Genomic DNA, 17,808 nt, shown 5'->3' with positions numbered 1-17,808 from the left:
AACGCCGCTGCGATCTTGTGGACGCCGCGCGGCCCGGCCGCGTGTCCCTCATCGACCGGATCCGGACCTGGAGCAGCCGTGGGCGACGACATACCGGCATACACGAGCGGTCAGGAGCTGCCCGGCCCACTGGTCGGGGCCGACTGGACGGCGCGGCGGCTCGGCCGGCCGGGACTGGTGGTCCTCGACGCCTCGGTCGGCGCCCATCGGGGTGGCGAGCGGCGGATCCCGGGAGCGCGGGCCTTCGACCTCGACGGGACGCTGTCCGACCACGGCGGCCCGCTGCCCCACACGATGCCCGGCGCCGGGCGGTTCACCGAGGAGCTGCGCTCCCTCGGCGTGAACGACAGCGACACCGTCGTCGTGTACGACGCCGCGGGCATCTACTCCAGCGCGCGGGCCTGGTGGATGCTGCGGGCGATGGGCTTCGACCGGGTCGCGGTGCTCGACGGCGGACTGCCCGCCTGGGCCGATGCCGGGCTGCCGCTGGAGAGCGCCCGGCCCGCACCGGCCGCGTCGCCCGGTGACTTCACCGCACGGCCGCGCCCGGGGATGTTCGTCGGCGCCGAGGAGGTGGCGGCGGCCCTGGCCGACCCGGCCGCGGCGGTCCTCGACGCCCGCTCCGGGGACCGGTTCACCGGCACCGCCGCCGAACCCCGGCCGGGGCTGCGGTCCGGACACATGCCGGGGGCGGTCAACCTGCCCGTCGGCGAGCTCCAGCGCGCCGGGCGGATGCGCCCCGTGGACGAGCTGCGCGCCGTGTTCGCCACCCTCGCGGGGGAGCGCGAGCGGCTGGTCGTCAGCTGCGGATCGGGTGTCACCGCCTGCGTCCTGGCCCTGGGGGCCGAACTGGCGGGGTACCGCGGACAGGCCGTGTACGACGGGTCCTGGAGCGAATGGGGGCTGCCGTCGCAGCGGCCCGTCGTGACCGGGGCGGGCGGTGCTCCGCCCGCCCCGTGACCGGCGTCAGCCGACGTACGCCCCGCTCGCCGTCAGGCGCAGTGCCGTGTCGATCAGCGGCACATGGCTGAAGGCCTGCGGGAAGTTGCCCACCTGGCGCTGGAGCCGGGAGTCCCACTCCTCCGCGAGCAGGCCCAGGTCGTTGCGGAGGGACAGCAGCCGTTCGAAGAGCTGGCGGGCCTCGTCGACCCGGCCGATCATCGCGAGATCGTCCGCCAGCCAGAACGAGCAGGCCAGGAACGCGCCCTCGTCGCCCTCCAGGCCGTCGACGCCCGCGTCCTCGCCCGAGGTGGGGTAGCGCAGCACGAAGCCGTCCTCGGTGGACAGCTCGCGCTGGATCGCCTCGATCGTGCCGATCACGCGCTTGTCGTCCGGCGGCAGGAAGCCCATCTGCGGGATCAGCAGGAGGGAGGCGTCCAGCTCCTTCGACCCGTAGGACTGGGTGAAGGTGTTGCGCTCCGGGTCGTAGCCCCGCTCGCAGACATCGCGGTGGATGTCGTCGCGCAGCTCGTGCAGGCGCTCCACCGGCCCTTCCGCGTCCCCGGACTCGATGAGCTTGATGGTGCGGTCGACGGCGACCCAGGCCATCACCTTCGAGTGGACGAAGTGGCGGCGGGGCCCGCGCACCTCCCAGATGCCCTCGTCCGGCTCGTCCCAGTGCTTCTCCAGGTACTCGATCAGCTTGAGCTGGAGGCCCGTCGCGTAGTCGTTGCGGGTCAGGCCCGTCATGTGGGCGAGGTGCAGCGCCTCGGTGACCTCGCCGTACACGTCCAGCTGGAGCTGGCCCGCCGCGCCGTTGCCGACCCGGACCGGGCCGGAGTTCTCGTAGCCGGGCAGCCAGTCCAGCTCGGCCTCGCCCAGCTCGCGCTCGCCCGCGATGCCGTACATGATCTGGAGGTTCTCCGGGTCACCGGCGACCGCCCGCAGCAGCCATTCGCGCCAGGCGCGGGCCTCCTCGCGGTAGCCGGTGCGCAGCAGCGAGGAGAGCGTGATCGCGGCGTCGCGCAGCCAGGTGTAGCGGTAGTCCCAGTTCCGGGAGCCGCCGATGTCCTCCGGCAGGGAGGTGGTCGGCGCGGCGACGATGCCGCCGGTCGGCGCGTACGTCAGGGCCTTGAGCGTGATCAGGGAGCGGACCACGGCCTCGCGGTAGGGGCCGTGGTACGTGCACTGCTCGACCCACTCGCGCCAGAAGTCCGCGGTCGCGTCCAGCGAACCCTCCGGGTCCGGCAGGGCCGGCGGCCCGTGGTGCGAGGGCTGCCAGCTGATCGTGAACGCGATCCGGTCCCCCGGCGCCACCGTGAAGTCGGAGTACGTCGTGAGGTTCTCGCCATAGGTGTCGGCGGGGGTGTCCAGCCAGACGGAGTCCGGGCCCGCGACGGCGACCGTGCGGCCGTCGACCTTGTGCACCCACGGGGTGACCCGGCCGTAGCTGAACCGCATGCGCAGTTCCGAGCGCATCGGCACCCGGCCGCTGATCCCCTCCACGATGCGGATCAGCTGCGGCGCACCGTCACGCGGCGGCATGAAATCGGTCACTCTGACCGTTCCGCGCGGTGTGTCCCACTCCGATTCCAGGATGAGGGAGTCGCCGCGGTAGCGGCGGCGGACGGCGGACGGCGGTTCCGTCCCGTCCGCCCGCGCCGGACCCAGGCGCCAGAAGCCGTGCTCCTCGGTTCCCAGCAGTCCCGCGAAGACGGCGTGCGAATCGAAGCGGGGAAGGCACAGCCAGTCCACTGTGCCGTCCCGGCAGACCAGGGCGGCGGTCTGCATGTCTCCGATGAGTGCGTAATCCTCGATGCGCCCGGCCACGTGCATCTCCAGTCGAACGGCCTTGTCGCCCCGTAGGGCATTACTGCGGGTCAAGAGGTCGTCGCAAGGGGTTGTTGTGGGGAATCCTGCGAACGGGTCACCTCGCCCGGGGCAAGTGTCCGAGCAGGATACGACGCACTCCGATGATCCGCGCGACCGTCTTGACAACAGGACTGACCCGAACGGGTGTGTGTACGGACACTCGTGGTGATCATGCGAGGTGGGCGTCCGGAAGCTGCCGGAAGCGGGGCCCCCGTTGCCTCCGGAAGCTGCCGGAAGCGGTGTCCCTTCGGCGCTGATACCCTGGTAGCCCGTGGACCGGTGGTCGTCCGCAACCGCAGACGAGGCCCCCGAACCGCAGCGACGGCGCCTCCGGAGTCTCCGGATGAAAACGCCGGTACGCACCTCACGATCGCGACCACGGGAGCCCCCTTTGGCTATGCAGCCCACATCCACGACGACCAAGCACATCTTCGTCACCGGGGGTGTCGCCTCTTCCCTCGGCAAGGGTCTGACTGCCTCCAGCCTCGGTGCCCTGCTCAAGGCGCGCGGCCTTCGGGTCACCATGCAGAAGCTCGACCCGTACCTCAACGTCGACCCCGGCACGATGAACCCGTTCCAGCACGGTGAGGTGTTCGTCACCAACGACGGCGCCGAGACCGACCTGGACATCGGCCACTACGAGCGTTTCCTCGACGTCGACCTCGACGGCTCCGCCAACGTCACGACCGGCCAGGTCTACTCGCAGGTGATCGCCAAGGAGCGGCGCGGCGAGTACCTCGGTGACACCGTGCAGGTCATCCCGCACATCACCAACGAGATCAAGCACCGCATCCGCCGCATGGCCACCGACGACGTCGACGTCGTCATCACCGAGGTCGGCGGCACGGTCGGCGACATCGAGTCGCTGCCGTTCCTGGAGACCGTCCGCCAGGTCCGCCACGAGGTCGGCCGGGACAACGTCTTCGTCGTGCACATCTCGCTGCTGCCCTACATCGGCCCGTCCGGCGAGCTCAAGACCAAGCCGACCCAGCACTCCGTCGCCGCGCTGCGCAACATCGGTATCCAGCCCGACGCCATCGTGCTGCGCGCCGACCGCGACGTGCCGACCGCCATCAAGCGCAAGATCTCGCTGATGTGCGACGTCGACGAGGCCGCCGTGGTGGCCTGTGTGGACGCCAAGTCGATCTACGACATCCCGAAGGTGCTGCACACCGAGGGCCTGGACGCCTATGTCGTGCGCAAGCTCGACCTGCCGTTCCGCGACGTCGACTGGACGACGTGGGACGACCTGCTGGACCGCGTCCACAACCCCGACCACGAGATCACCGTCGCGCTCGTCGGCAAGTACATCGACCTGCCCGACGCCTACCTCTCGGTCACCGAGGCCATCCGGGCCGGCGGCTTCGCCAACAAGGCGCGGGTCAAGGTCGAGTGGGTCGCCTCGGACGACTGCAAGACCCCGGCGGGCGCCGCGAAGCAGCTCGGTGACGTCGACGCGATCTGCGTTCCCGGCGGCTTCGGCGACCGCGGTGTCGACGGCAAGATCGGCGCCATCCAGTACGCCCGCGAGAACAAGGTCCCGCTGCTCGGCCTCTGCCTCGGCCTCCAGTGCATCGTGATCGAGGCCGCGCGCAACCTCGCCGAGATCCCCGACGCCAACTCCACGGAGTTCGACGCCGCCACCTCGCACCCCGTCATCTCGACGATGGAGGAGCAGCTGGCGTACGTCGAGGGCGCGGGCGACCTCGGCGGCACCATGCGGCTCGGCCTGTACCCGGCGAAGCTCGCCGAGGGCTCGCTGGTCCGCGAGGCGTACGACGGCGAGCCGTACGTGGAGGAGCGCCACCGTCACCGCTACGAGGTGAACAACGCCTACCGGGCCGAGCTGGAGAAGAAGGCCGGTCTGGTCTTCTCCGGCACCTCCCCGGACAACAAGCTCGTCGAGTACGTCGAGTACCCGCGCGAGATCCACCCCTACCTGGTCGCCACCCAGGCGCACCCGGAGCTGCGCTCCCGCCCGACCCGCCCGCACCCGCTCTTCGCGGGCCTGGTGAAGGCGGCCGTCGCGCGCAAGACGGGTGCCGCGGCCGGTAACGGCAAGGGCAAGTAGTCCGGCACCGCACAGGCGTTAACGTTGACCGGGGTACGCATCCTTCGAGGACGCGTACCCCGGTTTCTGTTTTTCGTGGGAGGACGTAGATGGGTTTCCAGGACACGCCCGAGGAGTGGCAGGTCACCGCGACCGAGACGCCCTTCACCGGCAACAAGACCAGCGTCCGCACCGACGAAGTGGTGATGCCCGACGGCACGGTCGTACGCCGCGACTACCAGGTCCACCCGGGTTCGGTCGCCGTGCTCGCGCTCGACGAGGACGGCCGGGTCGTCGTGCTGCGGCAGTACCGCCACCCGGTGCGTCACAAGCTCTGGGAGATCCCGGCCGGTCTGCTCGACGTCCCCGGTGAGAACCCGCTGCACGCGGCCCAGCGCGAGCTCTACGAGGAGGCGTACGTCAAGGCCGAGGACTGGCGGGTGCTGACCGACGTCTACACCACACCGGGCGGCTGCGACGAGGCCGTACGGATCTTCCTGGCCCGGAATCTCTCCGAGGCCGACGGGGAGCGCTTCGAGGTCTCCGAGGAGGAGGCCGACATGGAGCTGGCCCGGGTGCCGCTCCAGGAGCTGGTGCGGGGCGTGCTCGCGGGGGAGCTGCACAACAACTGCCTGGTGGTGGGCGTCCTCTCGCTCGCCGCGGTCCTCGCCGGGGACGGGATCGATTCGCTGCGCCCGGCCGGGGCGCCGTGGCCGGCCCGCCCGTTCGAGGCCTGACGGGCCGTAGGGGCGGAACCGTCCTCCGGGCGGAGGGGCCGGGGGCGGCTCGTGGGAACCACTGAACGGTTCATCGAGGTCCTTCGATCGGAAAAGCTGCTGATCCGATCGGGGGACCTCTGCGCCCCGCTCCAGGGAAAACGTCCACACGCCTGAACTACGCTCGGAATGCCCTGACCGGAGTCCCGGCGGGCGACGCGTGCAGCGAAGTGGAGCGTGGCCCGTGACGGATCAGGCGGTGGACACCAGCGGCCCGGCCGAGGCAGCGGGAACCGAGGAGCCGCCCCGTACCGCCCCACCCCGATTCGTCGGCCGCGACCGCGAGTTGAAGGCGCTGCGGTCCGATATCGAGCACGCCGGCCTCGACACCCTGGCCGGTCGCAAGGCCGCCCGCGCCCGGGTCCTGCTGATCGCCGGACGCCCCGGCTCCGGACGCACCGCGCTCGCCGGTGAGCTCACCCGCAGACTGCTCGCCGCCGCCGACCACCCCGACGGACTGCTCCGCGCCCGGCTCACCGAACCCGGTGGCGCGCCGGTGCCCACCGAGCGCACCGCCCGCGAGCTGCTCGACCAGCTGGGGGTGACCGGTCCGCCCGGCGCCGACGGAGACGAACTCTCCGGGATGGTCCGCGAGGAGCTCGCCGGACGCCGTGCCCTGCTGCTTCTCGACGACGCGGTGGACGCGGAACAGGTGGACCCGCTGCTGCCGGACAACCCGGACTGCCTGGTCGTCGCCACGTCCGGGGGGCCGCTGACCGGCATCCCGGGCGTCCGCCCCTGCACCATCGGAGGCCTGGACGCGGGCTCCGCCGTGCGGCTGCTCGCCCGGACCATCGGGGAGGTCCGGATCACCGTCGACCCGCGGACCGCCGAGACCCTCGCCGAGGAGTGCGGCGGGCTGCCGGCCGCCCTGGTCCTGGTCGGCGGCTGGCTGGCCGCCCACCCCATGGCGTCGGTCGCCGATGTCACCAAACAGCTGCGCGAGCTGCCGGACGACACGGAGCGGTCCACCGGCTCCCGGCCGCTGGCCCGTGCCTTCCGGCTGGCCCATGAAGCGCTGCCGCCGGTGGCCGCCCGGATACTGCGACTGCTCGCCCTCGCCCCCGCCGGACTCGTCGACGCGCACACCGCGTCCGCGCTGGCCGGCTGCTCCGTCTCGGCCGCCCAGACGACCCTCGACGACTTCGTGGCCCTGGGGCTGCTGCACACCAATGGGGCGGACCAGCCGCAGTACGAGGTGCCCGGCTGCCTCGCACCGCTGCTGCGGGCGCTGCTGGAGGCCCGGGACCGGCCCGCGGAGATCCAGCTCGCCAGGGCCCGGATGCTGGAGCGGACCGTACGGCTGCTCCAGTCCTGCCGGGCGGTCACCGAGCCCGAGGGCTCCCCGGCCCGCCGCAAGCTCGCCGGGCTGCCGCGGTCGCTGCGCTTCCCCAACCCCGAGGCGGCCGCCGAATGGCTGCGGATCCGTCGGCCCGCCCTGCTGGCCTCGGCCCGGATCGCCGTCGAGGACGGTGAACTCGACACGCTGGCACGGAGGTTGGTGGCCGCACTGGTGCGGGCGCTGGCCGTGCACCAGGGCACCGAGGCCGCCGCTCCCGAGCTGTACGGACTGCACGGCCTGGTGCTGGCCGTCGCCGAGCGCCGGGAGCTGCCGCGCGAGCGGGCCGCGGCGCTGCTCAACCTCGCCGACCTCGACGCCCGGACCGGCCGCACCCAGGAGGCGCTGGCCCGCTACCGGGCCGCCCTGGACGCCGGACGGGCCGCGAAGGACCCGTACGCCACCGGCCGCGCGATGGAATCCGTAGGCGGCGCCTATGCCGAGCTGGGGGACTTCCAGCGGGCCTCCGACTGGTACGGCCGGGCGCTGGCGCAGCGGCTCACCCAGGGCGAGCGGGCCGACGAGGCGCGGCTGTACGGGCGGCTCGGCGCCGTCCACACCTACGCCGGGCGGTACGGCGAGGCCCTGCGGAACTGGCGCGCCGCGGCGGCCGGGTACCGCAGGCTCGGCGACGTGCCGGCCCAGGCGCGGGCGCTCAGCGAGGCGGCCCGGGTGCAGGAGTACGCGGGCCGCCCGCACGAGTCCCTGCACACCTGCCAGGAGGCCGTCGAGTGGGCCAGGCGGGCCGGGGACGTGCGGCTTCAGGCGGCGCTGGAGCTCCGGCTGGCCGACACGCTCGACAGGCTCGGCGACCCGGCCGCGGCCGGGCTGCACCGGGGTCTGGCCGACAGATTGCTGGATCAGGAGGGTGTGGCCTGCGAAATCCGTAGTGTGTCGACTGAAAATTAATGCTTTGTAAGGCTAGACAGTGCGAAGCCCTTCATTAGACTGGCTCTGCCGCGTGTGTTCGCGGTGTCTCCATTTACGTAGTGTCTATCCGGGTATGTATAGCTATGCCCGGGTAACCCTCTGAGCCAAGGACCGTGATCGACGTGAAGGTCGGCATCCCCCGCGAAGTCAAGAACAACGAGTTCCGCGTGGCGATCACGCCTGCCGGCGTGCACGAGCTCGTCCGCCACGGCCACCAGGTCGTCGTCGAGGAGAACGCCGGGGCCGGCTCCTCCATCACGGACGAGGAGTACGTCGCCGCCGGGGCGCAGATCCTCCCCACCGCCGACGAGGTCTGGGCCACCGCCGACCTCCTCCTCAAGGTCAAGGAGCCGGTCGCCGAGGAGTACCACCGCCTCCGCAAGGACCAGACGCTCTTCACCTACCTGCACCTCGCCGCCTCCCGCGAGTGCACCGACGCGCTGATCGCCTCGGGCACCACGGCCATCGCCTACGAGACGGTCGAGACCGCGAACCGCGCGCTCCCGCTGCTCGCCCCGATGTCCGAGGTCGCGGGCCGTCTGGCCCCGCAGGTCGGCGCCTACCACCTGATGCGCTCGGTCGGCGGCCGCGGCGTGCTGCCGGGCGGCGTCCCGGGCACGGCGCCCGCCGAGGCCGTCGTCATCGGCGGCGGTGTCTCCGGCTGGAACGCCACCCAGATCGCCGTCGGTCTCGGTTTCCACGTCACGCTGCTCGACCGGGACATCAACAAGCTCCGCGAGGCCGACAAGGTCTTCGGCACCAAGGTGAAGACCGTCGTCTCCAACGCCTTCGAGCTGGAGAAGGCCGTCATCGAGGCCGACCTCGTCGTGGGTGCGGTGCTGATCCCCGGTGCGAAGGCGCCGAAGCTGGTCACCAACGAGCTCGTCGCCAAGATGAAGCCCGGAAGTGTTCTTGTCGACATTGCGATCGACCAGGGCGGCTGCTTCGAGGACTCGCACCCGACGACGCACGCCGAGCCGACCTTCACGGTCCACAACTCGGTCTTCTACTGCGTCGCGAACATGCCGGGCGCGGTGCCGAACACCTCCACGTACGCCCTCACCAACGCCACGCTGCCGTACATCGTGGAGCTCGCCAACCGTGGCTGGGTCGAGGCGCTGCGCCGTGACGCCGCGCTGGCCAAGGGTCTCAACACCCATGACGGACAGGTCGTTTACCGCGAGGTGGCCGAAGCGCACGGCCTGGAGCACGTCGAGCTGAGCTCGCTCCTCGGCTGACGGTCAACCACTTCCGTCAACCTCACGCGTCCGGCCGGACCTTGCCGAGCAAGGTCCGGCCGGAGGCATGTCGGGCGCCTGTGGCGGCCCCGTTCAACTCGTCTCGAACGTAACTCTTCAACCGATTCGTACACCTGTTAAAACCGCACCCCGGTGGCTGCGCACCCTTGACAGGGGGGTGTTCGATTGCCGACACATCGGGCCGGGTCCGGCGGATTGTGTTGCTGCGGAGCGGTGACACGCCATAGAGTCGCCAATCGTCGGCATGGTGCCACGCTGACCTATCGATAAGTTTCCTGGTCACGTCCAAGGAGGTAAGACGACTTGTGAATGAGTCGACATTTACTCCCGGGGGTGTTCATCCAGGGATGCCTGCACGGGGCCAGGGCCCGCACGGGCTGGAGGCTGTCGGCTCCGTCGCTGTCCGCACCTTCGCCACCCACCAGCACATGACGACAGCCCCCCAGATGATGGACGGCCTACACGTGAACGCCATGGCCGGCAACGAGAGTGGCCGGGACACCGCCCACTTCGCCGACTTCGACGAGGTGCCCCAGGGGCACTTCTACGACCCCGACGCCGAGTACGAGCCCGATCCGGAGTACGCGGCCACCCTCGCGCCCGACGCTGCCCGCCAGCGCCGCGAGCGGATCGGCCCGACCGGTCGGCCCCTGCCCTACTTCCCGATCCCGGGCCCGCTGACCGACCACGGTCCCGCGAAGATCATCGCGATGTGCAACCAGAAGGGCGGCGTCGGCAAGACCACGTCGACCATCAACCTGGGCGCCGCGCTCGCCGAGTACGGACGGCGCGTCCTGCTCGTCGACTTCGACCCGCAGGGGGCGCTGTCGGTCGGTCTCGGCGTCAACCCGATGGAGCTCGACCTCACGGTCTACAACCTGCTCATGGAGCGGGGCATGTCCGCCGACGAGGTCCTGCTGAAGACCGCGGTCCCGAACATGGACCTGCTGCCCAGCAACATCGACCTCTCCGCCGCCGAGGTGCAGCTGGTGAGCGAGGTGGCCCGGGAGTCCACGCTGCAGCGCGCCCTGAAGCCGCTGATGGCCGACTACGACTACATCGTGATCGACTGTCAGCCCTCGCTCGGCCTGCTCACCGTGAACGCCCTCACGGCCGCCCACAAGGTCATAGTGCCGCTCGAATGCGAGTTCTTCGCGCTGCGTGGTGTGGCGCTGCTCACCGAGACCATCGAGAAGGTCCAGGAGCGCCTCAACCCCGATCTGGAGCTCGACGGCATCCTCGCCACCATGTACGACTCCCGTACGGTGCACAGCCGTGAGGTCCTCGCGCGCGTCGTCGAGGCATTCGACGACCACGTCTACCACACGGTCATCGGGCGGACCGTGCGCTTCCCGGAGACCACGGTCGCCGGTGAGCCCATCACCACCTACGCCTCCAACTCGGTCGGTGCCGCCGCCTATCGCCAGCTCGCCAGGGAGGTGCTCGCCCGGTGTCACGCCGAGTGAGTCTGCCCGGGGCCGACGAACTGTTCCGTACCACCGGTGGAATGGGGCTCCAGGCCTCGTCCCCCGCGGACCGGCGGCGCAAGGCGAACGGTGAGGCCCGGGTGCCCGGTCCGGCCGGCGAGAGCGATGCCGCGGCGGACGCGGCCGGGACGGACACGGCACAGGACACCGACGGCGCTTCGCGCGAGGAGCACTCCGCGGCGGACGCCGACGCGGGAGAGTCGCGCAGCCGCGGCGAAGGCGACCGGGTGGCGGCGGCCGCGCAGGCGGGGCGCAGGCCCCAGCAGTCCGCGCCGGTGCCCGCTCCGTCGTCCGCGCAGGAGGCGGTCCCCGCCCCCGTACAGCAGCAGCGCAGGCGCGGAGGCGGGCGCGGGGCCAACCGGCGGCCCAGCGGCCGCGAGCGCCACGACGAGAAGATCACCGTCTACGTCTCGGCCGAGGAACTCATGGACCTCGAACACGCCCGCCTCGTGCTGCGCGGGGAGCACGGACTCGCGGTCGACCGCGGGCGGATCGTCCGTGAGGCGGTCGCGGTGGTGCTCGCGGATCTGGAGTCGCGGGGCGACGCGAGCATCCTCGTACGGCGGCTGCGCGGCCGCTGACGGGCGCGGCGCCGGTAGCCTGCCCTGAGGGCGACCGCCGGACGAGCGGTCCGGCTCTCCCGTACGGGCCACGGCCCGCCGCCCGTATCCCGCTGCCCCTGGACCTCCATGCCGACGACCGACGAGCCCGCCCGCACCCCCCGCCGCCCCCTGGGGCGCGGTCCGGGCGGCCGGGCCGCGCCGGATCCGGTGGGCGGCGGGGGCGCCGACGCGCAGATCCCTGACGCGGAGATCTCCGACACGGAAATCCCCGCCCCGCCGCCCGTACCCAGGGAGGCGTCCGACGCACCCGAGGCGCCCGCCGAATCCCCCGAGCCTCCCGAGCCGGCCGACGACGGGCGGTTCACCGTCCGGCTGGCGAACTTCGAGGGGCCGTTCGACCTGCTCCTCCAGCTCATCGCCAGGCACAAGCTGGATGTGACCGAGGTCGCGCTGTCCAAGGTCACCGACGAGTTCATGGCGCACATCCGCGCCATGGGACCGGACTGGGACCTCGACCAGACCACCGAGTTCCTCGTCGTCGCCGCGACCCTGCTCGATCTGAAGGCGGCCCGGCTGCTGCCCGCCGCCGAGGTGGAGGACGAGGCGGATCTGGCGCTGCTCGAAGCGCGGGACCTGCTCTTCGCCCGGCTGCTCCAGTACCGCGCGTACAAACGCATCGCGGATATCCTCAGTGACCGGCTGGCGTCGGAGGGGCGGCGGTTCCCCCGGACCGTGGGTCTGGAGCCGCACCACGCCGAGCTGCTGCCCGAGGTCGTGATCAGTATCGGGGCGGAGGGGTTCGCCGCACTGGCCGTGAAGGCGATGCAGCCGAGGGCCGAGCCGCAGGTGTACGTCGACCACATCCACGCGCCGCTGGTCAGCGTGCGGGAACAGGCCGGGATCGTGGTGGCGCGGCTGCGGGAGGCGGGGGAGGCCAGCTTCCGGACGCTGACCGAGGACGCCCCGGACACCCTCACCGTCGTCGCCCGGTTCCTCGCGCTGCTGGAGCTGTACCGGGAGAAGGCCGTCGCGCTCGACCAGGACGAGGCGCTCGGGGAACTCCTGGTGCGCTGGGCCGGGGGAGAGGGGGCCGAGCCCGTGGTCACGGACGAGTTCGACACCGAGGCGCAGGACGTCCAGGAGGATGTGAAGGCATGAGCGAGCAGGACACCACCGGTTCCCCCGCCGAGCAGGACACCACCGGTTCCCCCGTCGCGGAGCTCGATCTCGGGCCCGCGCTGGAGGCCGTCCTCATGGTCGTCGACGAGCCCGCCACCGAGGAGCACCTCGCCAAGGTGCTGGAGCGGCCCCGCAGGGCCGTCGCCGACGCGCTGCGCGCGCTGGCCGACGAGTACACCGTGCAGCGCCGCGGATTCGAGCTGCGGCTGGTGGCGGGCGGCTGGCGGTTCTACACCCGTCCCGAGTACGCGGCGGCCGTCGAGAGCTTCGTCCTGGACGGCCAGCAGGCCCGGCTGACCCAGGCGGCGCTGGAGACCCTCGCGGTGGTCGCGTACCGCCAGCCGGTCAGCCGTTCCAGGGTCTCCGCGGTCCGCGGCGTGAACTGTGACGGGGTCATGCGGACCCTGTTGCAGCGGGGGCTGGTGGGGGAAGCGGGCGCGGAACCCGAAACAGGTGCGATCCTGTACAGGACGACGAACTACTTTCTGGAGCGGATGGGCCTGCGCGGCCTGGATGAGCTCCCGGAGCTCGCGCCCTTCCTCCCCGAGGCGGACGCGATCGAGGCTGAGACGCTAGAGGGTGTGCCGTCGTTCGATCCGGACGCACCGGACACCCCGGATACTCACGCAGACGACAAGACGGATTTTTGATGCGAAGCAGTGGCAGGAACAGCGGAAGCGGCGGCGGCGGAGCCAGGAGCGGCGGCGGCAGGAGCGGCGGCAGGAACAACACCGGCAGCGGCAGGAACAGCAACCCGAACCCCCGGGTTCCCAGCTCCGAGCGTGACGACAAGCAGGAGCAGCGCCCCCGCCGGCCCCGCCCCGAGGAGCGCCGCTACGACGTGGGCAACGACAAGCCGGGCGGCGACGGCGGCACCCGCAAGGGACGCGGCGCGGCGGCCCGCGGCGGCGCCAAGGGCGGCCCGAAGGCGGCGACCGGCGGCTCCAGGAGCAGCGGCCGCCGTGCCCCGTACGGCGCCCCGTCCCGTCCGCGTGAGCTCGACGCCAAGATCGAGCAGCGCAACCGGGACCGGTATGCCGGCAAGGCCGAGATCAAGACGCCCAGGACCCACCCGGGCGCCGAGCAGGAGGGCGAGCGGCTGCAGAAGGTCCTCGCACGGGCGGGCATGGGCTCGCGCCGGGCGTGCGAGGAGCTGATCGAGCAGTCCCGCGTCGAGGTCAACGGCGAGATCGTCGTCGAGCAGGGCATGCGCGTCGATGTGAACAGGGACGAGATCAAGGTCGACGGCCTGACCGTCGCCGCCCAGTCCTACCTGTTCTTCGCGCTGAACAAGCCCGCCGGTGTCGTCTCCTCGATGGAGGACCCGGACGGCCGCCAGTGCCTCGGCGACTACGTCACCAACCGTGAGACGCGGCTCTTCCACGTCGGCCGGCTGGACACCGAGACCGAGGGCATCATCATGCTCACCAACCACGGCGAGCTGGCCCACCGGCTGACCCACCCCAAGTACGGGGTGAAGAAGACCTACCTGGCCGCCATCCAGGGGCCGCTCCCGCGCGACCTGGGCAAGCGGCTCAAGGACGGCATCCAGCTGGAGGACGGGTACGCCCGCGCCGACCACTTCCGGGTCGTCGAGAACACCGGCAAGAACTACCTGGTCGAGGTGACCCTCCACGAGGGCCGCAAGCACATCGTCCGCCGGATGCTCGCCGAGGCCGGATTCCCGGTCGAGCGGCTCGTGAGGACGTCGTTCGGGCCGATCCCGCTGGGCGACCAGAAGTCCGGCTGGCTGCGCCGCCTCACCAACACCGAGGTGGGCATGCTGATGCGCGAGGTCGGTCTGTAACCCTCCTCCGTCCGCTCCACGGCCCGCGGCCGGTTCCTGTTTTCGATAGTCGAACAGGAACCGGCCGCGGGTCTTTCGTCATGCCCGCGCCTCCTTTATAGTCAGAATGACTATTAAGGAGGCGGGCGTGAGTCTCGCGGATTTCCTCGATCCACTGCAACAACCCCTGGTGACGGTGCTCGACACCCCGGTCAGCTGGACCGAGGTGCTCGGCTTCGGCAGCGGGGCGCTGTGCGTGTGGCTCGTGGCCCGCCAGCACCTCGCCAACTGGCCGATCGGCATCGCCAACAACCTCTTCTTCATCCTGCTGTTCACCCAGTCCGGTCTGTACGCCGACGCCGGCCTCCAGATCGTCTTCATCGCCCTGGCCGCGTACGGCTGGTGGACCTGGACCCACGGGGGTGGACCGGGCTCACCGGATCTGCCGGTGCGGCGCACCACACGCACCGAATGGACCTGGCTGCTCGCGGCGGGGGCGGTGGGGACCGTCGCCCTCACCGTCCTGCTCGACCACGCCACCGACTCGACCGTGCCCTTCTGGGACGCCCTGACGACCGCGCTGTCCCTGACGGCGACGTACGGACAGTGCCGCAAGCTCGTGGAGTCCTGGTGGCTGTGGATCGCCGCCGATGTGGTGTACATCCCGCTGTACGCGTACAAGGAGCTCTATCTGACCTCGCTGCTGTACGTCGGTTTCCTGACGCTCTGCCTGATCGGCCTGCGCAACTGGCGGCGTGATCTCGCCGGGCGGCTGCGGCAGCCGGTGGAGGTGGCGGCATGAAGCGCTTCGGGCACGGGCTGGTCCTCGGCAAGTTCTACCCGCCGCACGCCGGCCACCACCACCTGGTCCGCACCGCGCGGGACCGCTGCGAGCGGCTGACCGTCCTGGTCTGCGCCGCCTCCGTCGAGTCCGTACCGCTTGAGGACCGGGTGGCCTGGATGCGGGAGACGCACCCGGACGTACGGGTCGTCGGCGCCGTGGACGACATCCGCATGGACCTCCACGACCCGGTGGTCTGGGACGCGCACATGGCCGTTTTCACCGGGGCCGTGCCCGAGCCGGTGGACGCCGTCTTCACCTCGGAGTCGTACGGGGACGAGCTCGCCCGCAGGTTCGGCGCCGAATCCGTCTGCGTCGACCCCGACCGCACGGTCTTCCCGGTCTCCGGCACCGCCGTCCGCAAGGACCCGGTCGGCTGCTGGGACTTCCTGGAGCCGCCCGTACGGGCCGCCCTCGCCCGCCGGGTCGTCGTCCTCGGCGCGGAGTCCACCGGCACCACGACGATGGCCCGCGCCCTCGCCGACCACTACCGCGGGCGCGGCGGGGTCTGGGCGCGGACCGGTTACGTCGCCGAGTACGGGCGGGAGTTCAGCGAACGGAAACTGGCCGACCTGCGTGCGCGCCACCCCGGGGCCCAGTGGGAGGACGTCACCTTCACCACCGACGACTTCCCGCTGATCGCCGAAACCCAGAACGCCAAGGAGGAGGCGGCCGCGCGGCTCGGGTCGCCGGTGCTCTTCTGCGACACCGACTCCTTCGCCACCACCGTCTGGCACGAGCGGTACGTCGGCGGACGCAACCCGCTCGTCGAGGAGACCGCCGACCGCGTCGCCCACCACCTGTGGCTGCTCACCGACCACGAGGGCGTCGCCTTCGAGGACGACGGACTGCGTGACGGCGAGGAGCTGCGGCCCTGGATGACCGACCGCTTCCGGGCCGAACTCACCCGTACCGGACGGGAGTTCACCGAGCTCACCGGAACCCACCAGGAACGCCTGGCCACCGCGGTCGCCGCCGTCGACGCGCTGCTCGCCGACAGCTGGGACTTCGCCGCGCCCCTGCCGGAACACCGATGAGCGCCGACGCCCCCGCGGGCTACGACCCGCACGCCTTCGCACCCTTCGCGGTCACCGTCGACCTCGCCGTCTTCACGGTCCGCGACAGCCGGCTGCACGTCCTGCTGGTCGAACGGGGCGCGGACCCGTACAAGGGGCACTGGGCGCTGCCCGGCGGCTTCGTCCTGCCCCGCGAGTCCGCCGAGTCCGCCGCCCGCCGGGAGCTCGCCGAGGAGACCGGACTGACCGAGGGGACCGTCAGCGCCTTCCACCTGGAACAGCTGCGCACCTACAGCGACCCGGACCGCGACCCCAGGATGCGGGTCGTCTCGGTCGCCTATGCCGCCCTCGTACCCGACCTGCCCGAGCCGCGCGGCGGCGGCGACGCGGCCAGCGCCCAGTGGTGGGACGCCAAGACGCCCGGCCCGCTCGCCTTCGACCACGACCGCATCCTCGCCGACGCCCACGACCGGATCGGCGCCAAGCTCGAGTACAGCTGTCTGGCCACCGCCTTCTGCCCGCCCGAATTCACCCTGGGGGAACTCCAGCAGGTGTACGAGACGGTCTGGGGCGTCGAGCTGGACCGCCCCAACTTCCGGCGCAAGGTCCTCACCACGCCCGGCTTCGTCCAGGCCGTGGCGGGATCGCCGCGCCGGACCGGCGGACGGGGCAAACCGGCCGCGCTCTACCGGGCGGGTGCCGCTACCGCCCTGCACCCTCCACTGCTGAGACCGGAAGGAAGAAGCACGTGATCACGACCAGGACCCTCACCAAGCAGGCCGCCACCGGCGCGCTGACCGGGCTCGCGCTCGGCGACGCCCTGGGCTTCCCGACCGAGTTCAACAACGTGCCGTCGATCCTCGCCAAGTGCGGGCCGTGGCGCACGATGCGGCTGCCGAAGCCGGCGCACGTCACCGACGACACCCAGATGACACTGGCCCTGGGGCGGGGCATCCGCACCGCCATGGACCGCGGGCTGCTCACCCCGCTGCGGCTGGCCCGCCCGGTGCGCGAGGAGTTCGTCGACTGGTACCACTCGCCCGACAACAACCGGGCCCCCGGCCGCACCTGCATGACCGCCTGCCGTCTGCTCGACAGCGACCGGCCCTGGCAGGAGGCCAGCCAGACCGGCTCCAAGGGCTGCGGCGCCAATATGCGGGTCGCGCCGGTCGGACTCGTCCCCGGGCTGAGCGACGAACAGCGCTCCGGCGCCGCCCAGTTGCAGGCCGCCCTCACCCACGGCCATCCGACCGCGCTCGCCGCGTCCGACCTGACCGCCCGCGCGGTGTACCTGCTGGCGCAGGGGGCGGAGCCGATGGGCCTGATCGGGCAGCTGCGTTCCTACGCGTACGAGAACAGCGGCCGGTACCTCACGCGCTGGCTCGGTGACCTCTGGCGCTACGCGGGCGACGCCTCGCCTGAGCAGTACATCCAGCGCGGCTGGGACGAATGCCTGACCGCCCTGGCCCGTGTCCAGGACGCGCTGCGCGACCCGTCCCCGGAGACCGACCCCTGCGAGACCACCGGCGACGGCTGGATCGCCGAGGACGCCCTGGCCACGGCCCTGCACTGCTTCCTCCTCTTCCCCGACGAACCCGTCACCGCCCTCCGCCGCGCCGCCTGCACCCGGGGCGACTCGGACTCCCTCGGCTGTCTGACCGGCGCGTTCGCCGGGGCGCACCTGGGGGCCGGGGCCTGGCCCAAGGAGTGGTCGGAGCGGATCGAGTACCGCAGCGATCTGCTGTCGCTGGGGGCGCTCTGGGACTCTTGA

15 protein-coding genes are annotated in these 17,808 nt (G+C 71.6%); 14 read left to right on the top strand and 1 reads right to left on the bottom strand.

From position 1 onward, the window contains the following. The first annotated feature begins 78 nt into the window (after nucleotides 1–78). Entirely contained in the window at nucleotides 79–960 is an 882-nt protein-coding gene (locus GA0115234_RS14480; RefSeq protein ID WP_093541573.1) for a sulfurtransferase, read from the top strand. A 6-nt stretch (nucleotides 961–966) separates the two neighbouring features. On the opposite strand, the gene GA0115234_RS14475 is transcribed toward GA0115234_RS14480, so the two are convergent. After that, nucleotides 967–2,769: a glycoside hydrolase family 15 protein gene (locus GA0115234_RS14475; RefSeq protein WP_093541655.1), complete on the bottom strand. Its 1,803-nt coding sequence runs from the start codon at nucleotides 2,767–2,769 to the stop codon at nucleotides 967–969. Between the two features lie 439 nt (nucleotides 2,770–3,208). On the opposite strand from GA0115234_RS14475, the gene GA0115234_RS14470 reads away from it, so the two are divergent. The 13 genes from GA0115234_RS14470 to GA0115234_RS14410 all read left to right on the top strand — a co-directional run bounded on the left by GA0115234_RS14470 (nucleotide 3,209) and on the right by GA0115234_RS14410 (nucleotide 17,808). Continuing rightward, nucleotides 3,209–4,882, top strand: a complete 1,674-nt coding sequence (locus tag GA0115234_RS14470) for a CTP synthase (protein WP_093541571.1) — start codon at nucleotides 3,209–3,211, stop codon at nucleotides 4,880–4,882. 89 nt (nucleotides 4,883–4,971) lie between these two features. Further along, nucleotides 4,972–5,598: an NUDIX domain-containing protein gene (locus GA0115234_RS14465; RefSeq protein ID WP_093541569.1), complete on the top strand. Its 627-nt coding sequence runs from the start codon at nucleotides 4,972–4,974 to the stop codon at nucleotides 5,596–5,598. Nucleotides 5,599–5,821: 223 nt separating this feature from the next. After that, a complete protein-coding gene (locus GA0115234_RS14460; protein ID WP_093541567.1) occupies nucleotides 5,822–7,885 on the top strand; it encodes a tetratricopeptide repeat protein in 2,064 nt (687 codons plus the stop codon). A gap of 143 nt (nucleotides 7,886–8,028) precedes the next feature. Next, nucleotides 8,029–9,144 (top strand): alanine dehydrogenase, encoded by a 1,116-nt coding sequence (gene ald / locus GA0115234_RS14455; protein WP_093541653.1) that lies wholly within the window; start codon nucleotides 8,029–8,031, stop codon nucleotides 9,142–9,144. A gap of 368 nt (nucleotides 9,145–9,512) precedes the next feature. Further along, nucleotides 9,513–10,631 carry a ParA family protein gene (locus tag GA0115234_RS14450; protein ID WP_093541565.1) on the top strand — a complete coding sequence of 373 codons (1,119 nt, stop codon included), beginning with the start codon at nucleotides 9,513–9,515 and terminating at the stop codon, nucleotides 10,629–10,631. Further along, entirely contained in the window at nucleotides 10,628–11,233 is a 606-nt protein-coding gene (locus GA0115234_RS14445) for a hypothetical protein (RefSeq protein ID WP_093541563.1), read from the top strand. Before GA0115234_RS14450 ends, GA0115234_RS14445 begins: the two co-directional genes overlap by 4 nt. A gap of 108 nt (nucleotides 11,234–11,341) precedes the next feature. Further along, nucleotides 11,342–12,373, top strand: a complete 1,032-nt coding sequence (locus tag GA0115234_RS14440) for a segregation and condensation protein A (protein WP_093541561.1) — start codon at nucleotides 11,342–11,344, stop codon at nucleotides 12,371–12,373. Further along, the gene (scpB, locus tag GA0115234_RS14435) at nucleotides 12,370–13,044 is read left to right on the top strand and encodes an SMC-Scp complex subunit ScpB (RefSeq protein ID WP_093541559.1); all 675 of its coding nucleotides are present in this window, start codon (nucleotides 12,370–12,372) and stop codon (nucleotides 13,042–13,044) included. The genes GA0115234_RS14440 and scpB overlap by 4 nt, the downstream gene beginning before the upstream one ends. Further along, entirely contained in the window at nucleotides 13,044–14,201 is a 1,158-nt protein-coding gene (locus tag GA0115234_RS14430) for a pseudouridine synthase (protein ID WP_093541557.1), read from the top strand. Before scpB ends, GA0115234_RS14430 begins: the two co-directional genes overlap by 1 nt. 127 nt (nucleotides 14,202–14,328) lie before the next feature. Beyond that, nucleotides 14,329–14,982 carry a nicotinamide riboside transporter PnuC gene (gene pnuC, locus GA0115234_RS14425; protein WP_093541555.1) on the top strand — a complete coding sequence of 218 codons (654 nt, stop codon included), beginning with the start codon at nucleotides 14,329–14,331 and terminating at the stop codon, nucleotides 14,980–14,982. Beyond that, nucleotides 14,979–16,058, top strand: coding sequence for an AAA family ATPase (locus GA0115234_RS14420; RefSeq protein ID WP_093541553.1), 1,080 nt, complete (start codon nucleotides 14,979–14,981; stop codon nucleotides 16,056–16,058). Before pnuC ends, GA0115234_RS14420 begins: the two co-directional genes overlap by 4 nt. Continuing rightward, the gene (locus tag GA0115234_RS14415) at nucleotides 16,055–16,789 is read left to right on the top strand and encodes an NUDIX hydrolase (protein ID WP_093541551.1); all 735 of its coding nucleotides are present in this window, start codon (nucleotides 16,055–16,057) and stop codon (nucleotides 16,787–16,789) included. The genes GA0115234_RS14420 and GA0115234_RS14415 overlap by 4 nt, the downstream gene beginning before the upstream one ends. After that, nucleotides 16,786–17,808: an ADP-ribosylglycohydrolase family protein gene (locus GA0115234_RS14410; RefSeq protein ID WP_093541549.1), complete on the top strand. Its 1,023-nt coding sequence runs from the start codon at nucleotides 16,786–16,788 to the stop codon at nucleotides 17,806–17,808. The genes GA0115234_RS14415 and GA0115234_RS14410 overlap by 4 nt, the downstream gene beginning before the upstream one ends.

The sequence above is a fragment of the Streptomyces sp. DvalAA-43 genome (assembly GCF_900091725.1).
Taxonomy (GTDB): domain Bacteria; phylum Actinomycetota; class Actinomycetes; order Streptomycetales; family Streptomycetaceae; genus Streptomyces; species Streptomyces pulveraceus.
The sequence above is the reverse complement of the archived record's forward strand: the minus strand, read 5'-3'. Positions and strand labels throughout refer to the sequence as shown.